The organism is Conyzicola lurida, assembly GCF_014204935.1.
Classification (GTDB): Bacteria; Actinomycetota; Actinomycetes; order Actinomycetales; family Microbacteriaceae; genus Conyzicola; species Conyzicola lurida.
Genome location: NZ_JACHMJ010000001.1, coordinates 1,072,314 through 1,094,526, shown reverse-complemented (window position 1 = coordinate 1,094,526; position 22,213 = coordinate 1,072,314). Strand labels below are relative to the sequence as shown.

At 69.7% G+C, this 22,213-nt stretch carries 21 protein-coding genes; 3 read left to right on the top strand and 18 right to left on the bottom strand.

All coding sequences use genetic code 11. The features are described 5' to 3' along the window. Window positions 1-21 precede the first annotated feature (21 nt). Window positions 22-1,017 carry a ketopantoate reductase family protein gene (locus tag HD599_RS05305; RefSeq protein WP_184234297.1) on the top strand — a complete coding sequence of 332 codons (996 nt, stop codon included), beginning with the start codon at window positions 22-24 and terminating at the stop codon, window positions 1,015-1,017. A 22-nt stretch (window positions 1,018-1,039) separates the two neighbouring features. Here HD599_RS05305 and HD599_RS05300 read toward each other — a convergent pair whose 3' ends face one another. Next, window positions 1,040-1,714 carry a nucleoside/nucleotide kinase family protein gene (locus tag HD599_RS05300; protein WP_184234294.1) on the bottom strand — a complete coding sequence of 225 codons (675 nt, stop codon included), beginning with the start codon at window positions 1,712-1,714 and terminating at the stop codon, window positions 1,040-1,042. 33 nt (window positions 1,715-1,747) lie between these two features. On the opposite strand from HD599_RS05300, the gene HD599_RS05295 reads away from it, so the two are divergent. Beyond that, window positions 1,748-2,611: an HhH-GPD family protein gene (locus HD599_RS05295; RefSeq protein ID WP_184234292.1), complete on the top strand. Its 864-nt coding sequence runs from the start codon at window positions 1,748-1,750 to the stop codon at window positions 2,609-2,611. Between the two features lie 83 nt (window positions 2,612-2,694). Here HD599_RS05295 and rbfA read toward each other — a convergent pair whose 3' ends face one another. The 11 genes from rbfA to HD599_RS05240 form a co-directional block, all read right to left on the bottom strand. Next, window positions 2,695-3,198 (bottom strand): 30S ribosome-binding factor RbfA, encoded by a 504-nt coding sequence (gene rbfA, locus HD599_RS05290; protein WP_184234289.1) that lies wholly within the window; start codon window positions 3,196-3,198, stop codon window positions 2,695-2,697. A gap of 76 nt (window positions 3,199-3,274) precedes the next feature. Then, window positions 3,275-6,088: a translation initiation factor IF-2 gene (gene infB / locus HD599_RS05285; protein ID WP_184234286.1), complete on the bottom strand. Its 2,814-nt coding sequence runs from the start codon at window positions 6,086-6,088 to the stop codon at window positions 3,275-3,277. Between the two features lie 45 nt (window positions 6,089-6,133). After that, complete coding sequence (locus HD599_RS05280) at window positions 6,134-6,409, bottom strand: YlxR family protein (RefSeq protein WP_184234284.1); 276 nt, start codon at window positions 6,407-6,409, stop codon at window positions 6,134-6,136. Between the two features lie 191 nt (window positions 6,410-6,600). Continuing rightward, on the bottom strand, window positions 6,601-7,605 hold the full coding sequence (nusA, locus tag HD599_RS05275; protein ID WP_184234282.1) for a transcription termination factor NusA: 1,005 nt from the start codon (window positions 7,603-7,605) through the stop codon (window positions 6,601-6,603). Window positions 7,606-7,696: 91 nt separating this feature from the next. Next, complete coding sequence (locus tag HD599_RS05270; protein ID WP_184234280.1) at window positions 7,697-8,467, bottom strand: tetratricopeptide repeat protein; 771 nt, start codon at window positions 8,465-8,467, stop codon at window positions 7,697-7,699. Beyond that, a complete protein-coding gene (locus HD599_RS05265; RefSeq protein WP_184234278.1) occupies window positions 8,464-9,510 on the bottom strand; it encodes a vWA domain-containing protein in 1,047 nt (348 codons plus the stop codon). The genes HD599_RS05270 and HD599_RS05265 overlap by 4 nt, the downstream gene beginning before the upstream one ends. Then, window positions 9,507-10,496 carry a VWA domain-containing protein gene (locus tag HD599_RS05260; RefSeq protein ID WP_184234276.1) on the bottom strand — a complete coding sequence of 330 codons (990 nt, stop codon included), beginning with the start codon at window positions 10,494-10,496 and terminating at the stop codon, window positions 9,507-9,509. The genes HD599_RS05265 and HD599_RS05260 overlap by 4 nt, the downstream gene beginning before the upstream one ends. Further along, window positions 10,487-10,954, bottom strand: a complete 468-nt coding sequence (locus HD599_RS05255) for a hypothetical protein (RefSeq protein WP_184234274.1) — start codon at window positions 10,952-10,954, stop codon at window positions 10,487-10,489. Before HD599_RS05255 ends, HD599_RS05260 begins: the two co-directional genes overlap by 10 nt. Continuing rightward, window positions 10,941-11,828, bottom strand: coding sequence for a DUF58 domain-containing protein (locus HD599_RS05250; RefSeq protein WP_184234272.1), 888 nt, complete (start codon window positions 11,826-11,828; stop codon window positions 10,941-10,943). The genes HD599_RS05255 and HD599_RS05250 overlap by 14 nt, the downstream gene beginning before the upstream one ends. Window positions 11,829-11,835: 7 nt before the next feature. Continuing rightward, complete coding sequence (locus tag HD599_RS05245; protein WP_184234270.1) at window positions 11,836-12,849, bottom strand: AAA family ATPase; 1,014 nt, start codon at window positions 12,847-12,849, stop codon at window positions 11,836-11,838. Further along, window positions 12,846-14,609 (bottom strand): proline--tRNA ligase, encoded by a 1,764-nt coding sequence (locus HD599_RS05240; RefSeq protein ID WP_184234268.1) that lies wholly within the window; start codon window positions 14,607-14,609, stop codon window positions 12,846-12,848. The genes HD599_RS05245 and HD599_RS05240 overlap by 4 nt, the downstream gene beginning before the upstream one ends. A 64-nt stretch (window positions 14,610-14,673) precedes the next feature. Between HD599_RS05240 and HD599_RS05235 the strand changes: the two genes are divergently transcribed. After that, on the top strand, window positions 14,674-15,549 hold the full coding sequence (locus HD599_RS05235; protein ID WP_184234267.1) for an alpha/beta hydrolase fold domain-containing protein: 876 nt from the start codon (window positions 14,674-14,676) through the stop codon (window positions 15,547-15,549). Window positions 15,550-15,754: 205 nt separating this feature from the next. Here the strand turns inward: HD599_RS05235 and ispG are convergent, their stop codons facing one another. The 6 genes from ispG to HD599_RS05205 all read right to left on the bottom strand — a co-directional run bounded on the left by ispG (window position 15,755) and on the right by HD599_RS05205 (window position 22,188). Further along, window positions 15,755-16,903, bottom strand: coding sequence for a flavodoxin-dependent (E)-4-hydroxy-3-methylbut-2-enyl-diphosphate synthase (gene ispG, locus HD599_RS05230; RefSeq protein WP_184234265.1), 1,149 nt, complete (start codon window positions 16,901-16,903; stop codon window positions 15,755-15,757). Between the two features lie 40 nt (window positions 16,904-16,943). Then, window positions 16,944-18,308, bottom strand: a complete 1,365-nt coding sequence (locus tag HD599_RS05225) for a site-2 protease family protein (RefSeq protein WP_184234263.1) — start codon at window positions 18,306-18,308, stop codon at window positions 16,944-16,946. A 52-nt stretch (window positions 18,309-18,360) separates the two neighbouring features. Then, window positions 18,361-19,443, bottom strand: a complete 1,083-nt coding sequence (gene dxr / locus HD599_RS05220) for a 1-deoxy-D-xylulose-5-phosphate reductoisomerase (RefSeq protein WP_184234261.1) — start codon at window positions 19,441-19,443, stop codon at window positions 18,361-18,363. Between the two features lie 77 nt (window positions 19,444-19,520). Next, window positions 19,521-20,486 (bottom strand): FKBP-type peptidyl-prolyl cis-trans isomerase, encoded by a 966-nt coding sequence (locus HD599_RS05215; protein WP_343061897.1) that lies wholly within the window; start codon window positions 20,484-20,486, stop codon window positions 19,521-19,523. Between the two features lie 154 nt (window positions 20,487-20,640). Next, a complete protein-coding gene (locus tag HD599_RS05210) occupies window positions 20,641-21,657 on the bottom strand; it encodes a DUF2330 domain-containing protein (protein WP_184234257.1) in 1,017 nt (338 codons plus the stop codon). 57 nt (window positions 21,658-21,714) lie between these two features. Then, window positions 21,715-22,188, bottom strand: coding sequence for an OsmC family protein (locus HD599_RS05205; protein ID WP_184234255.1), 474 nt, complete (start codon window positions 22,186-22,188; stop codon window positions 21,715-21,717). Window positions 22,189-22,213: the final 25 nt, after the last annotated feature.

Genomic DNA, 22,213 nt, shown 5'->3' with positions numbered 1-22,213 from the left:
AGCGGCACGTAGGCTGGGAGCATGCGAATTGCGGTAATCGGGGCTGGCGCCGTCGGCGGTGCCATGGCCGCCCTGCTGCACAGAGGCGGGCACGAGATCGAGGTGACCGCGCGCGGCGCGCACCTCGACGCCATCCGCGAATCGGGCATCCGGTTGGGCGGGGCGTGGGGCTCCCACGTCGCGCCGGTCGCCGCCGGCGAGGTGCTGACGGTCGCTCCCGAGCTCGTGATCGTGACGACCAAGGCGCAGGATGCCGCGGCCGCCATCACCGCGAACCTCTCCGTCATCGGGGAGGCCCCCATCCTCGTCGTGCAGAACGGCCTCGACGGCATCGCCATCGCGCGCCTGGCCGCGCCGCTCTCCCCCGTGGTCGGCGGGCTGGCGATGTTCGCCGCGTCGTTCCTCTCCCCCGGCGAGGTCACCATCACCACGGCCAACCCGACGTTCCTCGGCGGCGACGATGCCGCCGTGGTCAAGGCCGTGGCGAAGGTGCTGGGCGCGGTGATGCCGGTGACCCGCGTCGACGACTTCGCCGGCGCCCAGTGGACCAAGCTCGTGGTCAACCAGATCAACGCCCTGCCGGCGGTCACCGGCCTCAGCGTGCAGGACACCATCGCGCACCGCGGCCTGCGCCGCGTGCTCACCACGAGCATGCGGGAGAGCGTCGACGTGGCGAACGCGCTCGGCGTGCGGTTCGCCTCGCTCGGCGGTCTCGGCCGCGCCCGGCTCGGGCTGTTCTCGGCCCTGCCGATCGGCGCCGCCGAGGCGCTCCCCCGCCTGATGCGCCGCCGCATGGGCACGACGCCGAACCCGGGGTCGACGCTGCAGAGCCTGCGCCGCGGCCAGCCGACCGAGGTGGACTACCTCAACGGCGCCGTGGTGGCCGCCGGCCTGCGCGCGGGCGTGCCGACGCCGGTCAACGCGCTCATCGTGCGGCTCGTGCACGAGGTGGAGGCCAGCAAGGCGTTCCTCGTACCGGAGGTCGTCGTGGCGCGGGTGGCGACGGCGAGCGAGTGACCCGTCAGCAGCTGTCGGCTCTCTAGCAACTGTCGGCGAACACGCGTCGCGGGTGCTCGACGTCGGCGTTGTTGATGATCGCTGTCGCGCTGCGGCGCGGGTGGGATTCGGCCCGGTAGAGCTCCTGGGCGCCGCTGTAGCGCAGGTTGCGCTCGGGGCGGGGATTCGGGTCGGCGAGGTCGCGGGCGGCGCGTCTGTCGTCGGCGACGTAGTCGGGGATGTCGAGCCAGACCGAGTAGTTCCAGAGACCCCGCAACTCGGGACGCTGCAGGAAGTTGCCGTCGACGACGAGTAGCGCGTCCGCCGGGCCGGTGAGCCACGTCGGCTCGATCTGCGCGTCGCGCCGCACGTCGAACGCGGCCGGCACGAAGCCCGTGCTGCCCGCCATGCGGAACGGCTCGATGAGCGTGCGCTGGAAGGTCAGGTAGTCGTAGGAGTCGCGGTAGAAACCCTCGGCCGAGTCGCGCCCGCGGGCGTAGCGGTCGGCGCGCGGACGGTGAAAGCCCTCGATCGACGCGCGGAAGACAGTGTGGCCCTTGAGCCGCATGGCGGCGGCCAGTTCGTCGGCGAATTCCGTCGTCCCGGCGACGTCGGTGCCGTCCACCGCGACGGTAGCGCGGCCGCGGCCGTAGTTGTGCAGGATCTCGTCGGCGAGGGCGGCGAGCGTGTCCTTCTTCTGGGGCGCCCATGTGGTCATTCGGCCAGCCTACGCCGAGCTTAGAGTGGGGGTGTGAGCATCGCACCCGCAGTCAGCGACTGGTTCGTCGACAACGGCCGCGACCTTCCGTGGCGCCGGCCCGGTTTTTCGGCGTGGGGCACGCTGGTGAGCGAATTCATGCTGCAGCAGACGCCCGTGGTGCGGGTGATCCCTCGGCTCGAAGAGTGGCTGGAACGCTGGCCAACCCCCGCCGACCTGGCGGCGGCCCCGTCGGGCGACGCTGTGCGCGCCTGGGCGAGTCTCGGCTATCCGCGGCGCGCGCTCAACCTGCACGCCGCCGCCGTCGCGATCACCGAGCGGCACGGCGGCGTCGTGCCCGAGGATGTGCCGTCGCTGCTGGCCCTGCCGGGGGTGGGCGACTACACCGCGCGCGCCGTGGCGGTGTTCGCGTTCGGCCACCGGCATCCGGTCGTCGACATCAATATCCGGCGGGTCATCGCCCGTGCCGTGCTGGGGCAGGGCGAGGCCGGCCCCGCCGCCAAGCGCGACCTCGTCGACATGGAGGCGGTCCTGCCCGAGTCGGTGGCCGAGGCCCGGCTCGCGAACATCTCGATCATGGAGCTCGGGGCGCTGGTCTGCACGGCCCGCTCGCCCAAGTGCGACTCCTGCCCGATCGCCGCGCAGTGCGCCTGGCGCGCGGCCGGCTACCCGGCCTACGAGGGCAAGCGCGCGGCGACGCAGAAGAAGTTCGAGGGGTCCGACAGACAGGTGCGCGGGCTGATCATGGCCGAGCTGCGGGCGAGCGACATCCCCGTGACCGCCACCGAGGTGCGCGCGGTGTGGGCGATCGACGAGCAGCGCGAGCGCGCGCTGGCGGGCCTGCTCGCCGACGGCCTCGTCGTCGCGGTCGACGGCGCGTACGAGCTGCCCCGCTGACCCCCGCTGCGCGATCGCCGCCGCCCTGTCGGTTATCCGACAGCGCGGCGCCGGTTCAGCAGCACGGTTGTACGGGCGCGACGTTACGGGCGGGGTCCCGCTTCGAACACCGCGTCGTCGTCGTCGTCGTCGTCGTCGTCCGCGAGGTCCTCGTCGTCACCGACGAACGGGCGCGGCTTCACGTAGGGGTCCTCGTCGCCGGCGTACTGCGCGGTCTGGGCGAGGGTCGTCGACTCGGCGTCGCGCTCGCGGGCCTCGTTGAGCAGGCTCTCGATGAGCGCGGCGTTCTCGGGGATACCGTCGGCGATGAACTCGATGCTCGGCGTGAGACGGGCGGTGATGTTCTTGCCCACCTCGCTGCGCAGCATGCCGGTGGCCGACTTGAGGGCCGCGGCCGTGTCGGCGCGCTCCTCGTCGGATCCGTAGACCGTGTAGAACACGGACGCGTGCTGGAGGTCGCCGGTGACGCGCACGTCGGTGATGGTGACGAAGCCGAGACGCGGGTCCTTGACGCCGCGCTCGAGGGCCTTGGCGATGATTACCTTGATGCGGTCCGCCATCTTGGCGGCGCGAGCCTGGTCGGCCATGTGGAGCTCCTTGATAGTTAAGGGCCGATTGGGCAGGCCGCAAGCGACCTGCCCAATCGACGTTCTCACCGGGGTACTAGACCCGCGGCTTTTCCTTCATTTCGATCGTCTCGATCTCGTCACCGATCTGGATGTCGTTGAACTTGCCGAGACCGATACCGGCCTCGAAGTCCGTACGCACCTCGGTGACGTCGTCCTTGAAGCGACGCAGCGACTCGATGGCGAGGTTGTCGCCGACGACGACGCCCTCGCGGATGACGCGTGCCTTGGCGTTTCGCGTGATCGTTCCCGAGCGCACGATGACACCGGCGACGTTTCCGAACTTGGAGGAGCGGAAGATCTCGCGGATTTCCGCGACACCCGACTGGACCTCTTCGAACTCCGGCTTGAGCATGCCCTTGAGCGAGTTCTCCACGTCTTCGAGAGCCGCGTAGATGACGCTGTAGAACCGCACGTCGACACCCTCGCGAGACGCGCGGTCGCGCGCCTTCGGGTCGGGGCGAACGTTGAAGCCGATGATGATGGCGTTGTCGACGGTGGCGAGGTTGACGTCGCTCTCCGTGACAGCACCGACACCGCGGTGGATGATGCGCAGCTGCACGGAGTCGTCGACCTCGATCTTGAGCAGCGACTCTTCGAGTGCTTCGACAGCACCGGAGACGTCACCCTTGATGATGAGGTTGAGCGATTCGACCTTGCCGTCTTCGAGGGCCTTGGTGAAGTCCTCGAGGCTGATGCGCTTGCGGCTACGGGCGAGCAGGGCGTTGCGCTCTGCTGCTTCGCGCTTCTCGGCGATCTGGCGGGCGGTGCGGTCGTCGTCGGTCACGAGGAACGTGTCGCCTGCGCGGGGGACGGACGTGAGTCCGAGCACCTGCACGGGGCGGGCCGGCGTCGCGAACTCCACGGAGTCGCCGTTCTCGTCGAACATGGCGCGGACTCGGCCGTACGCGGTACCGGCGACGATCGGGTCTCCGACCTCGAGCGTTCCCGACTGGATGAGCACGGTGGCGACTGCACCGCGACCCTTGTCGAGCTTCGCTTCGATCGCGACACCGCGGGCGTCCTTGTTCGGGTTGGCACGCATGTCGAGGCCGGCGTCTGCGGTGAGCAGCACGGCGTCGAGCAGCTTGTCGATACCGACGTTGTTGAGCGCCGAGACGTCGACGAACATCGTGTCTCCGCCGTACTCTTCCGCGACGAGGCCGAACTCGGTGAGCTGCTGGCGGACCTTGGCCGGGTTTGCGCCGACCTTGTCCACCTTGTTCACCGCGACGACGATCGGAACGCCGGCTGCCTGCGCGTGGTTGAGAGCCTCAACCGTCTGCGGCATGATGCCGTCGTCCGCCGCGACCACGAGGATCGCGATGTCGGTGACCTGGGCACCACGGGCGCGCATGGCGGTGAACGCCTCGTGGCCCGGGGTGTCGATGAAGGTGATCTTGCGATCGATGCCCTCGTGCTCGGCGACGACCTGGTACGCACCGATGTGCTGCGTGATGCCGCCGGCCTCGGACGCCACGACGTTCGCGTTGCGGATCGCGTCGAGGAGGCGCGTCTTACCGTGGTCGACGTGACCCATGACGGTGACGACGGGGGGCCTGATCTCCAGGTCTTCGTCGTTCTCGTCTTCGAGCTCCTGGTCGAGGTCGATCGAGAAGCCGCTCAGCAGCTCGCGGTCTTCGTCTTCCGGCGAGACCATGTCGATCTTGAAGCCGAGCTCGTCGCCGAGGATGCCGAAGGTGGCCTCGTCGAGGGACTCGGTCGCGGTCGCCATCTGTCCCAGGTGGAACAGCACGGTGACGAGGTTTCCGGGGCTCGTGTCGATCTTGTCGGCAAAGTCGGTGATCGACGCGCCACGACGGAGGCGGATGACGGTCGAGCCGTCGCCGCGGGGAACGCTGACGCCACCGAGCGACGGAGCTTCGCGAAGCTCGAACTCCGCGCGCTTCGTACGCTTCGACTTGCGGGCCTTGCTCTTTCCGCCACCACGGCCGAAGGCACCGGCGGTACCGCCGCCGGGACCGCGGCCACGACCGCCGCCGCCTGCGGGGCGGTTCGGGCCGAAGTTCGAGCCGGGGGTGCCGGGGGTCGAGCCGGGGGCTCCACCGGGACGGAAACCGCCACCGGCCGGACGCGCGCCGGCGCCGCCGGGACGTCCACCCGCTCCAGCGGGACGTGCGCCGAATGCCGGCGGACGTGCACCCTGGCCGGGTCCGCCCGGACGCGGGGCGCCGGGACGGGGAGCGCCGGGACGCGGGATCCCGGGAGCACTGGACGTGCCACCGGGCGTCGGAGCGCCGGGGCGCTGCATGCCCTGGTTGCTCGCGAAGGGGTTGTTGCCGGGGCGGGCGGCGCCGGGACGCTGCATGCCCTGGTTGCTACCGAAGGGGTTGTTGCCCGGTCGGGGTGCGCCGGGGCGCGGGATGCTCGATGCACCCGGCTTGGCGGCCGGAGCAGCGCCCTCTGCGGGGGCTGCGGGAGCGGAAGCCGCTGCGGCAGCTGCCGCTTCGGCCTGCGCCTGGCGCTCGGCGACCGTCAGAGGAGCGGGCGTCTGGACGACGGGCTCGGCTGCGACGGGTTCCGGTGCGACCTCGGGGGTCTCGGATACCGGGGGCTTGGGTGCGGCGGGACGCGGAGCCGCGGCCTTGACCGGCGGCTTGGGCGCGGCCGGAGCCGGCTTGATTCCCTCAGCCTCGAGCGCGGCCTTCAGGCGGCGCGCGACGGGGGGTTCGATGCTGGACGACGGTCCCTTGACGTATTCGCCCATTTCTTTGAGCTTGTCGAGGGCGATCTTGCTGTCGACGCCGAGTTCGGCGGCGATTTCGTGTACGCGTGGTTTGGCAGCCACAATTCTCCTGTCTGGGTCTGCACCCGGACAGGGGCAGACCATTAGTGGACGGAACTCATTTCGAGCCGCTCATTAGTTGTCCATAGGTCAATCAGCCTGTTCTTCATGGAGTCTCGGTGAGACTCCTCCAACTGCGAGAAGCTGCGCGGTATCGACCGCGACACTCGAACGAAACGCCCGGCCAAAGGCCTTGCGTTTCACTGAGGCTTCTACGCACTGAACCGTGGGATGGACCCACGCACCTCGGCCGGGAAGTATCGCCGACGGATCAGCGACCACAACGCCATCGCGCACGACTACCCGCAGTAGTGCGGATCGGTCGGCGCGCGCTCGGCAGCCGAGGCAAGTTCTAACGGGATCCATACTACCCCCTGTTTGGCGGTCGGACCTGTTCGGTCGCTGGGCCTGTCGAAGCGGCGCTTCGACAGGCCCAGCGACCTCGCGATCAGTTGTCTTCGAGAATCGAATCGGGCTGGATGCTGGGTGATAGTCCAGCCGCTGCGACGCTGGCGCGTCTCGCGTACTGCGCGCGGGTCGAGATCCAGCCCGATCGTCTAGTTGTCTTCGAGAATCGAATCCGGCTGGATATCGATCCGCGCGCCCGTCAGCTTCGCGGCGAGGCGGGCGTTCTGGCCCTCCTTGCCGATCGCGAGCGACAGCTGGTAGTCGGGAACGAGGGCGCGAACGGCCTTCGTCGACTCGTCGATCACGTACGAACTGGTGACCCGGGCGGGCGACAGCGCGTTGGCGACGAACGTGGCCAGGTCTTCGGAGTAGTCGACGATGTCGATCTTCTCGTCGCCCAGTTCGGCCGAGACCGCGCGCACGCGCTGTCCGAGTTCGCCGATGCACGAGCCCTTGGCGTTTATGCCGGCCTCGGTGGCACGCACGGCCATCTTGGTGCGGTGTCCCGCTTCACGGGCGAGCGAGGTGATCTCGACCAGTCCGCTGGCGATCTCCGGCACCTCGAGTGCGAAGAGCTTGCGCACGAGCGCGGGGTGCGTACGGCTCACGGTGATCTGCGGGCCCTTCGCCCCCTTGGCGACGCTCGTCACGTAGACGCGCAGGCGGCTGCCGTGCGCGTACGACTCGCTCGGCACCTGCTCCTCGGGAGGCAGGATCGCCTCGATGGTGCCGAGGTCGACGTGGATCATGCGGGGGTTGGGCCCCTGCTGGATGATGCCGGCCACGATGTCGCCTTCGCGTCCGCGGAACTCGCCGAGGATGTGCTCGTCGGCGATGTCGCGCAGGCGCTGGTTGATGACCTGCTTGGCAGCGAAGGCGGCGATGCGGCCGAAGTCGCTCGGGCTGTCTTCTGCTTCGCCGACGACGTTTCCCTCGTCGTCGCGCTCTGCCACGAACACGCTCACGTGTCCGGTCTTGCGGTCCAGGTGAACGCGCGCCTGTGATGGCAACGCCTCGCCGGGAGTCTGCTCACTCTCTTCGGAGTGCTTGAGATAGGCCGTGAGAATGGCCTGCTCGATGATGTGCGCGAGTTCCTCGAAGGGAATTTCGCGCTCTCGTTCCATGAGACGCAGCACGCTCAGATCGATGTCCACTGAGGGCCTCCACTATTCAGGTTTCTGTAGGTTCGCGGCCTCTGGGTCGCGAATACCTCAGACTAAGTTACCCGAGCGTCGGGCCCTCGTGCTACCAGGGCTTCTCCGTGTAGCCCGATTGGCCGCCCTCTTCACCCCGGTCTGCGGCATCCCCCGTCGCCTTTTCCTGCTCGGACTGCTGCTCTTGCTGGCCGAGCTGGTCGAGCTGCTCCTGCTGGGTGCCCGGCCCTTCGCCCTGCTGTTGCTCGAGCGCGTCGCGCAGTTGCTCGGACTGGTCGATCTTGGCCTGCACGCGCGGCCCGGCCTCGGCCAGCGCCTGACCCGAGGGCTCGAGCGGGTCGCAGTCCTCCCCCTCGGCGATGACGGCTTTCGCCTGTTCGTAGAGTTGGATGGCGCCCTGGAAGTATCCGCCCGCGACGTAGATGTCCCCGAGCGATTCCCAGCTGAGGGCGAGGTTGACGCGCACGTCGCACGCGCGGTCGGCCGGGGCCAGCTCGAGCGCGCGTTCGAAGTCGTCGACCGCGGCCGTGTAGTCCTCGCGGGCGGCGAGCGAGTCGCCGCGGTTGAACCACGGCAGATAGGGCTCGACGATGTTGTCGCCCTCGATCAGCGACGTCCAGCTCTCCCCCGCCGACTCGTACGCGCCGGAGTCGAAGCGGTCGAGCGCGGGCTGGTTGACGATCGCGGGACCCATGAGTTTCGTCGCGACGACGAGCAGCAGGATCACGACCGGGAGCGACCAGAGCAGGTACTTGGCCCGGCGCCGGCGCCGGGCGCGCGTGGCGGCCTCGCGGGGTCCGTTTGTGCCCGGGCCGAAGCGTGCGGGGTCGGTCTCGGTGGGGTCGGGCGACAGCCGGGTCATGCGCCGTTCCTCTCGGTCGGGCGGCGGGCCGCGCGCAGTTCGACGACGGCGCCGCTCAGGGCCGCCAGTTCGAGCAGGGCGATGAGTCCGAGCGGGATGGCGGCGATCCAGTAGAACTCGACGCGGGCGCCGCGGGTGGCCTCGCGCACGGTCACGTCGCCGACGTCGAACCCGTCGAGCAGGGAGTCGATCGAGGTCGCGGCGTCGCGGTGCAGGTAGCGCACCCCGAGCTGCCCGGCGATGGTCTCGAGCTGCTCCTCGTCGATGCGCGAGACGGCGGGAACTGGGGTTCCCGAGCTGTAGTCGTCGATGTACGGGCTGTCGACCGTGGGGCGGTCGTACCCGTTGAACTGGCGCATCTCGCCGCCCTCCGCGGTGCCGTAGCCGAGCACCGCTCCCCCGCTGATGAGCGGCGCGAGCGCCTCGAACGACTCGGGCGCGGTGGCCGCCGTCTGTTCGCCGTCGCCGAGGTAGAACAGCACCCGCTCCTGTGCGGGATTCTCGTCGGCGGCGGCGCCGATGACCGATTCGAGCAGCTCGACCGGTTCGGAGACCGTGCTGCCCTGCGAGTACGCCGTGATCTCCTGCTGCAGCACGTCGCCCGCCGAGCGCAGTGCCGTGGCATCCGAGGTCAGGGGAACCCTCTGCACGGATTCGGCGTCGAAGGTGATGAGCGAGAAGCTGGCACCGGTGAGTGTCTCCGCCATCGCGGCGATGTCGGCCTTCACACCGTCGAGCCGGGTGGCGGCGAGACCGTCGTCGCCCGACGCGGCATCCCAGTCCTCGGCCGCCATGCTGCTCGTGGTGTCGACGACGATGTACACCTCGAGGCCGCCCGAGACGCTGGGCGGCTGCTCGACCTCGGCGGGCAGCACGGGCCGCAGCGCGACCACCATCAGCAGCAGCACGGCGAGCACGCGCAGCGACCAGGCCAGGCGGGCCCGGCCCGTGTCGGAGTCGACGAGGCGCCACACGGCGAAGCCGGCGAGCAGCGCGCCGAGCACGGCGAGCAGCCAGATCGGGAGGACGGGGTCGAGGATCATCGCTTCACCCGCCAGGCCAGCACGAAGAAGGCGCCGAGGCCGAGGAACGCGAGGATCGCGAGCAGGCCCGGCTGGTCGGTGAGCACGAACTCGGGGTCGGCGTCGATGGCGTCCGCCTGCTGCGCGGTGATCTCGGAGACGATCGACGGGATCGCGTCCGGGTCTTCGAGCGCGTAGTAGGCGCCGTCGGTCGTCTCGACGACGCTGCGGAACTCCTCGGCGAGATCGGCCATGTACGCCTTCGCCTCGGTGTCGCCGGGGTTGATGCCGTAGACCCGCACGCCGCGCTCGGTGGCGAGCGCACCGGCCTGCTGCAGGGTGAAGATCGGTTCGCCGGCGATGAGGTTGTCGGTCACGAGGATCACCGAGCGGCTGCGGTCGGCGTCGGGCGAGTCGAAGCGCACGGCGCAGGAGGCGAGACCGTCGCCGACGAGCGAGGAGCCGTTGCCGAACAGGGTGCCGCGGTAGAACTCGTCCTCGCCCGCGTCGAACTCGGCGCGGAGCTCGGTGAGCTGCGCCTCGACGTAGGAGTAGTCGCTCGTCAGCGGGAAGCGGGTGACCGCCGAGGCGTTGAACACGACGAGCGAGATGCGTTCGCCGGTGAACTCCTTCGCCAGGTCGACGAACACGTCGAGCACCTCCTTGTCGTACTCGACCATCGAGCCGGAGATGTCGAGGCAGAGCACGATGTCGCGGTTGCTCAGCTCGGGCTGCACGGAGGCGACGGTCGCGGGCCGCGCCGTGAGCCCGACGGCCGCGACCAGCACGACCGCGAGACTCGCCACGACGCCGAGCAGCAGCGTGCGGTAGCGGCGTAGCGCCCGCGCGTATCCCGGCAGCGCGGTGAGACGGTCGCGGTGGGCGATCGGAAGGGAGTCGGCGGCGGTCTCACGTCGGCGACGGCGCTGCAGCAGCACGACCGCGACGACGACGGCCGCGACCACCGCGATCCACACGGGGATCAGCCACCAGAGGATCAGTTCCACGTGCTCACCAGCGTTCTGGCCCGCGCGGTCGCGTCGTCGATGCTGCCCGTGGTGCCGCCGCTGAACGCGCCGGGGTAGAGCGCCTCGATGGTCGCCGCGAGGTCGGCGTGCGGCGTGGAACGCAGGTCGTCGAGGGTCATGTACTGAGCCCGGATGCCGCGTGCCTCCGCCGCGAAACCGCGCACCAGCGCGCTGAGCTCGTGGTGCGCGTCGCTGAAGCCGAGCGAACCGTGGGAGTACCGCCAGCTCACCTCGTTGATGCGGTTGAGGTACGCGTCGCGCACCGACACCGTGAGCCCGGGAACGGGCGCGACGAGGTCGACCGGCGAGGGCCTGCGCCGGGTGAGCAGCAGCACGAACACGTACCAGCCGACGACGACCGCGAGGATCACCACTCCGACGACGAGCCACACCGGCGAGTACTGCACGGGCGGGAAGAAGCCGCTACCGCCTTGCATGACGATGCACCTCCAGCAGCCGGAACAGGCCGGGCACCACGTCGGCCTCGCGGCTGACCCGCTGGCTCGACACGGCGACGGATTCGAAGACGTCTTCGCTGCGGGCCGAGCTCTCGGCGACCGCCGCCCGGAACTCGGCGCGCAGGGCGGGGTCGTCGCGCACGAAGCTCGGGATGGTGGCGGAGTCGTGCACGTCGTGCATCACGGAGCCGCTCCACTCGGGGCGCATCAGGTCCGCGTCGCCGACACGCAGCCAGAGCACCTCGTGTTGCACGCAGAGCCGGCGAACGAGACGCCGCTCGGGTGCGCTCAGTTCGCGGTCGTCGGCGATGACAAACACGATCATGCGGCGACGGAACACCCGGGCGGCGTACTCGAGCTGGGCGGTGAGGTTGCTCGCCGCGGCATCCGTCGTCGTATTGGTGTGGATTTTCTGCAGCATCCGTTCGAGGTGGGCCTCGGTCGAGGCCGGTTCGACGAACACCGTGTGCTCGGCGTCTCCCGCGACGAGCGCGACCCGGTCGCCGTGCCGGATCGCGAGGTAGCCGACTGTGCCGGCAGCGAGCACCGCGAGGTCGCGCTTCGTCTCGCCGTGCTCGGCGAGGGCCGCCATGTTGCGGCCGGTGTCGGCGATCACCAGCACGGTGTGCTTGCGCGCCGCGATGAACCGCTTCGTCATCGGCGTGCGCAGCCGCGCCGTCGCCTTCCAGTCGATGTCACGCACCTCGTCGCCCGCCACGTACGGGCGGAGGTCGTCGAATTCCATGCTGCGGCCGTGGAAGACCGAGGTGTACTCCCCCTCGAGCAAACCGCGCACCCGGCGGTGTGCCCGGATCGAGAGGGTCGACTTGACGCGACGCAGCAGCGAAGTCACACGGTGCCTACGGGGCCTGCACGGCGTCGAAGACCGCGTCGATGACCGTCTCCGGCACGATGTTGTCGGCGATGGCCTCGAAGTTGAGGATGATCCGGTGGCGCAGCACGACGTGGCGCAGCGCCTTGACGTCTTCGGGCAGCACGTGGTCGCGCCCCGACAGCAGCGCCCTGGCGCGGGCGGCACGGCTGAACGCGATGCTGGCGCGGGGGCTCGCGCCGTACTCGATGCAGCCCGCGAGCTCCTCGCCGATGTACTGGCCGGCGTGACGGGTCACGTAGACCGCGGAGACGATGTAGTTGGTGATCGAGTCGTCGAGGAAGACGCGCTTGGTGATCGCCTGCAGGAACAGCACGTCGTCGATCGTGACCGACGGCGCCACGTCGACCGGCTGCGACGGGTCGCGGTCGTCGGGCAGGTCGTAGACGCCCGACTCGAGGCGGCCGAGGATCTCGATCTCCTCGGCGAACGCCGGGTAGTCGAGCACCTCCTTGAGCAGGAAGCGGTCGAGCTGCGCCTCGGGCAGGTGGTACGTGCCCTCCTGCTCGATCGGGTTCTGCGTGGCGAGCACCAGGAACGGGTGCGGCAGGGCGAAGACCTCGCCGCCGATCGTCGTCTGGCGCTCCTGCATGGCCTCGAGCATGGCGCTCTGCGTCTTGGCGCTCGAGCGGTTGATCTCGTCGAGCAGCACGAAGTTGGCGTGCACGGGGCCGAGCTGGGTGGAGAAGCTCGACGTGGCGTAGTCGAAGACCTGGCTGCCGATGATGTCGCTGGGCAGCAGGTCGGGCGTGCACTGGATGCGCTTGAAGCTCGCGCTCACCGAGTCGGCGAGCGCCTTGGCGGCGGTGGTCTTCGCGAGCCCGGGAACGCTCTCCAGCAGGATGTGCCCGCCGGTCATCAGGGCGATCATCAGGCTCTGGCGCAGGCCGGCCTGACCGACGACGGTGTGCTCGTACGACTCGGTGATGGTCTCGAGGATGGACTTCGCGCGTGCGAGCTCGTCCGCCGTGATCCGGGTCACTTCGACAGCACCTCGACGAGCTCGGCGACCGTGTAGGGCGTGCGCTCGTTGGTACGGCGGTCCCAGAGTTCGACGTTGCCGTCGACGGCTCCGCGGCCGACAATCACGATGAGGGGCACGCCCAGCAGCTCGGCGTCGCCGAACTTGACGCCGGGCGAGACCTTGGGGCGGTCGTCGAACAGCACGTCCCTGCCGCTCGCCTCGAGCGCGGAGACGAGCGCCTCCGCGGTCTCCCAGACGACCGGCTCCTTGCCGGCGGCGACGACGTGCACGTCGAACGGGCTCACGTTGGCGGGCCAGATGAGGCCCTTGCCGTCGTTGGTGCTCTCGGCGATGACCGCCATGATGCGGGTGATGCCGACGCCGTACGAGCCCATGGTCACGGTGACGAGCTTGCCGTTCTCGTCGAGCACCTTGAGGCCGAGCGCCTCGGCGTACTTGCGGCCGAGCTGGAAGACGTGGCCGATCTCCATGCCGCGGGCGATCTCGACCGGGCCGGAACCGTCGGGCGCGGGGTCGCCGGCGCGCACGTCGGAGGCCTCGATGACGCCGTCGGCGATGAAGTCACGGCCGGCGACGAGGCCGAATACGTGCTTCTCGGCGAGGTTCGCGCCGGTGACCCACTGGGTGCCGTCGACGACGCGGGGGTCGACGAGATAGCGGATGCCGCTGCTCGACTCTGCGCCGAGCACGGGTCCCTCGGGAGACCACGGACCGATGTAGCCCTTGACCAGCGCGGGGTGCTTGGCGAAATCGCCCTCGTTCGCGGCCTCGACGTCGGCGGGGGCGACGGCCACCTCGACGCGCTTGAGGTCGACGTCGCGGTCGCCGGGGAGCCCGACGACGAGCAGTTCGCGGCTGCCGTCGAGGTTGGTGAGCGCGAGCACGACGTTCTTGAGCGTGTCGGCCGCGGTCCAGGGGCGGTCGGCGCGGGGCTGCTCTGCGTTGGCGAGGTCGACCAGGGTCTGGATCGTCGGCGTATTGGGCGAGTCGAACACGGTGGCGGCGGGCAGTCCCTCGATGGGGAGCGCGTCGGGAACGACCGTGGTGAACGCCTCGACGTTGGCCGAGTAGCCGCCGTCGGTGCGCACGTAGGTGTCTTCGCCGACCGGGGTGGGGTGCAGGAATTCCTCGGAGCGGCTGCCGCCCATGGCGCCGGCGTCGGCCTTGACGATCGCGTACTCGAGGCCGAGGCGTGTGAAGATGCGCTCGTAGGCGTCGCGCTGGGCCTGGTAGCTGATGTCGAGCCCGGCGTCGGTGTAGTCGAAGCTGTACGCGTCCTTCATGGTGAACTCGCGCCCGCGCAGCAGACCGCCGCGCGAACGGGCCTCGTCGCGGTACTTGTCCTGGATCTGGTAGATCGACAGGGGCAGGTCCTTGTACGAGGAGTACAGGTCCTTCACGAGCAGCGTGAAGACCTCCTCGTGGGTGGGCGCGAGCAGGTAGTCGGCACCCTTGCGGTCCTGCAGGCGGAAGAGGTTGTCGCCGTACTCGGTCCAGCGGCCGGTCGCCTCGTAGGGTTCGCGCGGGAGCAGCCCGGGGAAGTGCACTTCCTGCGCGCCCGCGTTCTCCATTTCCTCGCGGACGATGGCCTCGATCTTGCGCTTGACCTTGAGGCCGAGCGGCAGCCAGGCGTAGATGCCGGGGGCCTGTCGGCGGATGTAGCCGGCGCGCACGAGGAGGCGATGGCTCGCTACCTCGGCATCGACGGGGTCTTCACGGAGGGTACGGACAAAGAGCTGCGAAAGACGAGTGGACACCCGACGATTCTAGGTGAGAGAGATCGACCGGCAGGTGTGTGGCGGGGCACGATAGTTTTTCAGGATGTCGCTCGCCATGGCCGTCACCCGTCTGCTGCTCCGCCTCCAGCCCACGTCGACGCGCAGCGCCGCCTCGGTCGAGCGGGTGGCGCGCGACCACCCGCCCGCGGCCCCGGTCCCGCCGGCGCTACTGCGCGTGGCGCACATGACGACGCGCAGCATCGGCGGTCGCGACGTGATCACGCTCACGCCGAAGCAGGGGACGACCGGCACACAGCTGCTCTACACGCACGGCGGCTGCTACGTCTTCCCGCTGCTGCCCGTGCACTGGCGCATCATCGCGACGCTGATGCGCGAGAGCGGGGCGACCGTCACGGTGCCGCTCTACGGCCTGGCGCCAGAGCACCACGTGGACGAGGCGTACGCCCTGCTCGAGGGGGTGTACCGCGGGCTGGCCGCCACGGGCTCCCCCGTGTTCCTCGCCGGTGACTCGGCGGGCGGCGGTCTCGCACTCGGTCAGGCACTCCGCTACCGCGACGTGGGGCTGCCCGCTCCGGCGGGCGTCGTGCTGATCTCGCCGTGGGTCGACGTGACCATGGCGAACCCGGACATCCGGGCGGTCGAGCCGCGCGACCCGATGCTCGGCGTCGCGGGGTTCGTCGCCGCCGGCGCGTGGTGGGCGAACGGGGCCGACCCGCGGTCGCCGCTCGTCAGCCCGCTGTACGGCCGTCTCGACGGGTTGCCGCCGGTTTCCGTGCACCAGGGCGGCCGCGACATCCTCGCCCCTGATGCCCTGTCGCTGGTGTCCCGCCTGCGTGAGGCGGGCAACGACGTCTCTCTCGAGTACCTGCCGGGCGCGTTCCACGACTACGTCGGCGCACCCTGGACCCCGGAGGCCCGGGCGACGCTGCGCTCGATCGGCCGGGTGCTGCGCGCCTGAGCCTGCGCGCACATATGCGACGCTCAGCGTCGTCGCGCCCGCTGAGGTTTGCAGAGCCTGCGACGCTCAGCGTCGTCCCGCACGCTGAGGTTTGCAGAGCCTGCGACGCTCAGCGTCGTCGCGCACGCTGAGGTTTGTGGCGTGCGCTGATGCACGAACGGGCGCGTGCGCGACAAACCGCCGCGAGGCGCAACAGTTCGGACAGCTACGCGGTGACGACGACCGGCGAACCGGTGGCGCCCACGGGCATTTCGGCCGCGAGGCGGTTGGCCTCTTCGATCAGGGTCGCGACGATGTCGGCCTCGGGCACGGTCTTGATGACCTCTCCCTTGACGAAGATCTGGCCGCGGCCGTTGCCGCTCGCGACGCCGAGGTCGGCCTCGCGGGCCTCGCCGGGACCGTTGACGACGCAGCCCATCACGGCGACGCGCAGCGGCACGGTCATCTTCTCGAGACCGTCGGTGACGTCGTTGGCGAGCTTGTAGACGTCGACCTGGGCGCGGCCGCAGCTCGGGCAGGAGACGATCTCGAGCTTGCGTTCGCGCAGGCCGAGCGACTGCAGGATCTGCAGGCCGACCTTGACCTCCTGCGCGGGCGGCGCGGAGAGCGAGACGCGGATGGTGTCGCCGATCCCCTCGCCGAGCAGCAGGCCGAACGCGGTCGCGCTCTTGATCGTGCCCTGGAACTCGGGGCCGGCCTCGGTCACCCCGAGGTGCAGCGGCCAGTCGCCGCGCTCGGCGAGCAGGCGGTACGCCTTGACCATCGTGACGGGGTCGTTGTGCTTGACCGAGATCTTGAAGTCGTGGAAGTCGTGCTCCTCGAACAGGCTGGCCTCCCACACGGCGCTCTCGACGAGCGCCTCGGGGGTGGCCTTGCCGTACTTCTGCAGCAGGCTCGGCTCGAGCGAACCGGCGTTGACGCCGATGCGGATGGAGACGCCGGCGGCCTTGGCTGCCGCGGCGATCTTGCCGACCTGGTCGTCGAACTTGCGGATGTTGCCGGGGTTCACACGCACGGCGCCGACGCCCGCGTCGATCGCCGTGTAGACGTAGCGCGGCTGGAAGTGGATGTCGGCGATGATCGGCAGCTGGCTCTTCGCGGCGATGATGTGAAGCACGTCGGCGTCGTCCTGGTGCGGAACCGCGACGCGCACGATGTCGCAGCCGGTGGCCGTGAGCTCGGCGATCTGCTGCAGCGTGGCGTTGATGTTCGTGGTCTGCGTCGTCGTCATCGACTGCACGCTCACCTGCGATTCGCTGCCCACGCCCACCTTGCCGACCTTGATCTGGCGGGTCTGGCGGCGGGGGGTCAGGACGTTGGGGGCTTTGGGCATTCCCAGATTGATGGCAGGCACGGTATCGATTCTACTTTCGGCGGGTGAGGATGCGCTGGAGCTAGAGGATGCTGATCGGCTTGACCAGGTCGGCGTAGATGAGCAGGGCGCTCATCGCGCCGAGGAGCACCACGACGACGAGGGTGACCGGCACGAACTTGGAGATGTCGAAGGGGCCGGGGTCGGGGCGCTTGAACAGCTTCGCGAAGAACCGGCGGATGGTCTCCCAGACGGCGCCGGCGACGTGTCCGCCGTCGAGCGGCAGCAGCGGCACCAGGTTGAAGACGAACAGGGCGATGTTGAGCGAGGCGAGCAGGCCGATGAGGCTGGCCGCCTTGTCGACGACGGGGATGGTGTCGAGGCTGGAGATCTCCCCGGCGAGACGGCCCACGCCGACGACGCTGATCGGGCCGTTGACGTCGCGTTCCTCGGTGCCGAACGCGGCGTTGACGACGTCGACGAGGCGGTCGGGGAGGTTGAGGATCATCGTGCCGACGCGGGTGATGTTGTCGCCGACCGCGGGGAGCACGGCGGTGATCGGCTGCTGCACGGTCTCGGTGGCCGGACCGATGCCGAGGAAGCCGACCTTCTCGGTGACCGCGGTGCCGTTCTCGTCCTCGAGGATCTCGCCGTTGTCGTCGTAGACGTAGCGCTCGGTGAGCAGCGGGACGACGGTGAGGTCGACGTTCTCGCCGTCGCGCTCGACGACGACGGCGAGGTCGTCGCCCGCGGACTCGCGGATGATCTCGGTCGCCTGCGTCCACGAGGTGATCGCGGTCCCGCCGAGGCTGACCAGCGTGTCGCCGGGCAGCAGGCCGCCCGCGGCGCCGGGTGCCTGGGCGTCGTCGGCCGCGCACTCCTGGCTCGCGCTCGTGGCCGGCACGACGCACTCGTCGACCTGGCCGAGGGTGGTCGAGGACTGGGCGACGCCGAAACCGCAGAGGAGGATCGCGTAGAGCACGATGCCGATGAGCAGGTTCATGACCGGCCCGCCGAGCATGATGATGATGCGCTTCCAGGCGGAGAGCTTGTAGAAGAACCGGTTCTCGTCGACGGCCTCGACGGGCACGGTGCTGGTGGCCGTGCTGCCCGTGGCGTCGGCGACGAGGGTGCTGGTGGTGGCGTCCTGCGAGAGCACCTCGAGGAACCCGGTGCTGGAGTCGCGCGGCGCGGTGTCTCCCTTGGCGACCGGGTACATACCGGCCATGGAGATGTACCCGCCCATGGGGATCGCCTTGAGGCCGTATTCGGTCTCGCCGAATCTCTTCGACCACAGCGTCGGGCCGAAGCCGATCATGTACTGCCCGACCTTCACCCCGAACAGCTTCGCGGGCAGGAGGTGGCCGACTTCGTGCAGGCCGATGGACACGGCGAGGCCGAGGACGACGATGACGACGCCGAGGATGAAGAGCAGCACGGTTTCCACGCGCTAAGAGTACCGGCGGCCAGCCATGATTCTGCTGTGCGCCGGCTGAACGCTAAGAGCGGGTTCCGAGCAGCCGGTCGGCGGTCTCCCGTGCCCAGCGTTCGGCCTCGTAGACGCCGTCGAGCGAGAGCTCCCCCGCCTCGTGCGCCTCGACCACGCGGGTGATGGTGTCGACGATGTCGAGGAACCCGATGCGACCGGCGTGGAAGGCGAGCACGGCCTGTTCGTTCGCGGCGTTGAACACCGCGGGGAAGGTCCCGCCGAGCCGGCCCACGGTCTTGGCGAGCTCGACCGCGGGGAACACGTCGTTGTCGAGCGGTTCGAAGGTCCACGCGCTCGGCGTGGTCCAGTCGAGCGCCACTCCGACGCCCGCGACCCGGTTCGGCCAGTCGAGGCCGAGCGAGATCGGCAGCTTCATGTCGGGCGGGCTGGCCTGGGCGATCGTCGAGCCGTCGACGAACTCGACCATGGAGTGCACGATCGACTGCGGGTGCACGGTGACGGCGATGTCGTCGTACGGCACGTCGAACAGCAGGTGGGCCTCGATGACCTCGAGCCCCTTGTTGACGAGGGTCGACGAGTTGGTGGTGACCACGAGCCCCATGTCCCAGGTCGGGTGCGCGAGGGCTTCGCGCGGGGTCACGTTTACGAGGGACTCGCGGGAGCGGCCGCGGAACGGGCCGCCCGACGCGGTGACGACGAGGCGGCGCACCTCGGCGGCGGTGCCCGAGCGCAGGGCCTGCGCGATCGCCGAGTGCTCGGAGTCGACCGGGACGATCTGTCCGGGTGCCGCGAGACGCTTGACGAGGTCGCCGCCCACGATGAGGGATTCCTTGTTGGCGAGGGCGAGGGTGGCGCCCGATTCGAGCGCGGCGAGGGTCGGTCCGAGGCCGACAGAGCCGGTGATACCGTTCAGCACGACATCGGCCGGCACCGAGCGGACCAGCTCGCTGGCGGCATCCGCCCCTAGAGCCGTGTGCTCGACATCGAACGCCGCCGCCTGTTCGGCGAGCTTCTCGGCACTGGTGCCGGCGGTGAGCCCCACGATCTGGAAGCGGTCGGGGTTGTCGGCGATGACCTCGAGGGCCTGGACTCCGATGGACCCGGTGGACCCGAGGACGATGACTGTGCGCACGGTGACAGCTTAAACGGGCAGAGCCTGCCGAAACCCCGGAAGAGGGGTTTCGGCAGGCTCAACCCGCGAAGTGATGCTTAGGTGCCGAGACCGAGGATGTCGACGATGAACACGAGGGTCTCGCCGGCGAGGGCGTTCGTGTTGTCGGCAGAGGCCTCGCCGTAGCCGAGTGCCGGCGGGATCACGACGAGCACCTGCGAGCCGACGGTCTGGCCCTCGAGCGCCTGGGTGAATCCGGGGATGACGGCGGCCGTGTTGAACGACACGGGCGTGCCGCTCGACCAGCTCTCGTCGAAGACCGTGCCGTCCGACCACTTCATACCGACGTAGTGCACCTGCACGTCGGCGCCGGTGGCGACCTCGGGCCCGTCGCCCTTCTTCAGCACGGCGAGCTGCAGCTCGGTGGGGGCGTCACCGCCCGGGAGGGTGAGTGTCGGGGTGCCGTCTTCGGCGAGGGTGACGCCGATCGCCGGGAAGCCCTCGGGCAGTTCCTGGTCTTCGCCGTCGGCCTTGGGCAGGGTCTCGTCGGTGGTGACCGGCGTGGTCACGTCGACGATGTCCATCACGAGGACGATCGTGTCGGTGGCCGCGACGCCGAGGTCGGTGGCTCCGGTGTCGCCCCAGGAGTCGGCGGGGGGAATGACGCCGACGACGCGCGAGCCGACGGCCGAGCACTCGAGGGTCTTCACGATGCCGGTGAGGTACGCCTCGCTGTCGACGGAGAACGTCGTGGTGGAGCCCTCGGCGAACTCGGTGCCGGAGACCTGCTCGCCGCTCGTCGCGTTGTAGAGCTGGAAGTCGACGGTGACGACGTCGCCCTCCTCGGCGACCGTGCCGTCTCCGCTGATGGCGACGGTGCGCTGCGTCTCCTCCGTGGTCAGCGGGGTCTCGAAGGTGACCGTCGGCGCAGCGCCGAAGTCGCCGTCGACCGTCACGCTGTCGGACTCGGTGCCCGCCGATGTGGGAGTGCAGTCGGCACTCTCCTCGGGGGCGTCCGCGGTGGTGCAGGCCGCGAGGGAACCGACGAGGCCGAGAACGACCACGAGTGACAATGCTGTGCGACGCAAATTCCGCACCCTTCTGATGTGTGTCCCTGGCTGGGGAGTCTGTGTTTCCTGTGCAGGGAACAGGGACTATTGTCGCCTATCCCCGCGCCGCCAACCTGTGCGGGCGGTGGCAGCTGGCCGAGTTGCGTCCCTAACGGAGTCTGCTACGGGCGACGACCGCCGCCACCGCGGCGAGCAGGCCGAGCCCCGCCCACACGACGAGCAGCGTGCCCAGCGGGAAGCCGAGCAGTGTCACGGGCCGCACCACCAGGGTCGTCGGCGCGACCACGTCGTCGTTGGGCGCGGCGACGATGCCGATGTCCTCGATGATCTGGGTCGCGGGCGAGTCGAACGTCAGGTCGACCACGGTGAGGTAGCCGCCGAGCGGCAGCAGGGCCTCCTCGGTGACCGGGCCGGCCCAGACCACCTTTTCGGCGGCGTTGAGCGGCGTGCTCGGCGATCCGGCCTGCACGAGGTCCGCGCGGGTGCCGCCGATGACGGAGAGCCGGAGGGACTGCTCGGTCAGCGCCGACTTGGCGAGGCCGAGCGGGTAGACCATCGTCTCGGAGGGGAAGGAGATCTGGATCGGGTCGACCCGGCCGTCGATCCCGGCGCCGCTGCCGCCCGCGTCGTTCGCGAGCTTGATGGCCGTGAAGTACCAGTTCTTGGCGACGTAGCCCTGGAGCAGTGCCGCGGTCTCGGGCGGGAGTGCGTAGCCGTGGGCCGACAGCCAGGCGTTGAGACCGGCAGAGTCGGATGCCGCGAGCGACGTCGCCTCGTAGTCCCCCACCTGCACGCGGGAGAGCACGGTCGGTTCCGCACTCGCCGGCTGGGCGAGGTTGCCCCACCAGTCGTCGACGTACCGGGGGGCCGGCTCGAGCTGGGCGTCGAGCGCGTCGAACAGCGCCGCATCGCCGGGGACGACGCTGGCCGGCGTGGGAGTCGGCACGACGAGGCCGACGCCGGGCAGCGTGCTGTTCACCCCGAGCGAGAGCACGATGGTCTCGACGCCGCCCTGGAGACTGACGATGGCGGATTCGCCGGTGACCTCGGCGGTGGTGCCGGGTGCCGGAACGACAGCGCCGCAACCGCAGGCGGCGACGTTCTCGACGGCGTCAGCCGGCGCGACGGCGGCGGTCATCAGGAACAGCGCGCTCAGGAGTGCCACTGCCCAGAAACGCCTCATTTTTCCATCGTGTCACAGTGCGGGCCCGCGTTTGTACAGTTAGGCCGGAACGACGAGGATTTCGGGCTCGTGCAGCACAGGGAAGTTCACGGATGCCGCGATGAAGCACTTTTTGCGGGCCTCGGCGTGCAGTGCGAGCGCCAGTTCGGCGTCCCCGCCGGAAATCGTGACGCGCGGTCGCAGGGTCACGGTGCTGATGTGGCCGCCGCCATCGGCGGTCTGCACGAGGGTACCGGTCGCGTCGTCGGTATACGCGGTGACGACGATGCCGTTGGTCGCGGCGACGTGCAGGTAGCTGAGCAGGTGGCACTCGCTGAGCGCGGAGATGAGCAGTTCCTCGGGGTTCCAGCGCTCGGGATTGCCGTGGAAGACGCGGTCGCTCGAGCCGTCGATCGACTCCTTGCCCGCGGCCGAGATGACGGTCTCCCGACCGTAGGCCTTGTAGGCGCTCGTGCCGGTGCCGCGGTTGCCGGCCCACTCGATCGAGGTCGCGTAGTGGTGCTCGAGATTCATTCTTGCCTTCGTCCCGGTCGGGCTT

Excerpts from the sequence above, each read along its gene's own strand:
- HD599_RS05255 (WP_184234274.1), bottom strand. The coding sequence starts at position 10,954 with ATGCAAGGCGGTAGCGGCTTCTTCCCGCCCGTGCAGTACTCGCCGGTG.
- HD599_RS05300 (WP_184234294.1), bottom strand. The coding sequence starts at position 1,714 with ATGACCACATGGGCGCCCCAGAAGAAGGACACGCTCGCCGCCCTCGCC.
- infB (WP_184234286.1), bottom strand. The coding sequence starts at position 6,088 with ATGGTCTGCCCCTGTCCGGGTGCAGACCCAGACAGGAGAATTGTGGCT.
- HD599_RS05305 (WP_184234297.1), top strand. The coding sequence starts at position 22 with ATGCGAATTGCGGTAATCGGGGCTGGCGCCGTCGGCGGTGCCATGGCC.
- HD599_RS05205 (WP_184234255.1), bottom strand. The coding sequence starts at position 22,188 with ATGAATCTCGAGCACCACTACGCGACCTCGATCGAGTGGGCCGGCAAC.
- rbfA (WP_184234289.1), bottom strand. The coding sequence starts at position 3,198 with ATGGCCGACCAGGCTCGCGCCGCCAAGATGGCGGACCGCATCAAGGTA.
- HD599_RS05235 (WP_184234267.1), top strand. The coding sequence starts at position 14,674 with ATGTCGCTCGCCATGGCCGTCACCCGTCTGCTGCTCCGCCTCCAGCCC.
- HD599_RS05265 (WP_184234278.1), bottom strand. The coding sequence starts at position 9,510 with ATGATCCTCGACCCCGTCCTCCCGATCTGGCTGCTCGCCGTGCTCGGC.
- HD599_RS05280 (WP_184234284.1), bottom strand. The coding sequence starts at position 6,409 with ATGGATCCCGTTAGAACTTGCCTCGGCTGCCGAGCGCGCGCCGACCGA.
- HD599_RS05270 (WP_184234280.1), bottom strand. The coding sequence starts at position 8,467 with ATGACCCGGCTGTCGCCCGACCCCACCGAGACCGACCCCGCACGCTTC.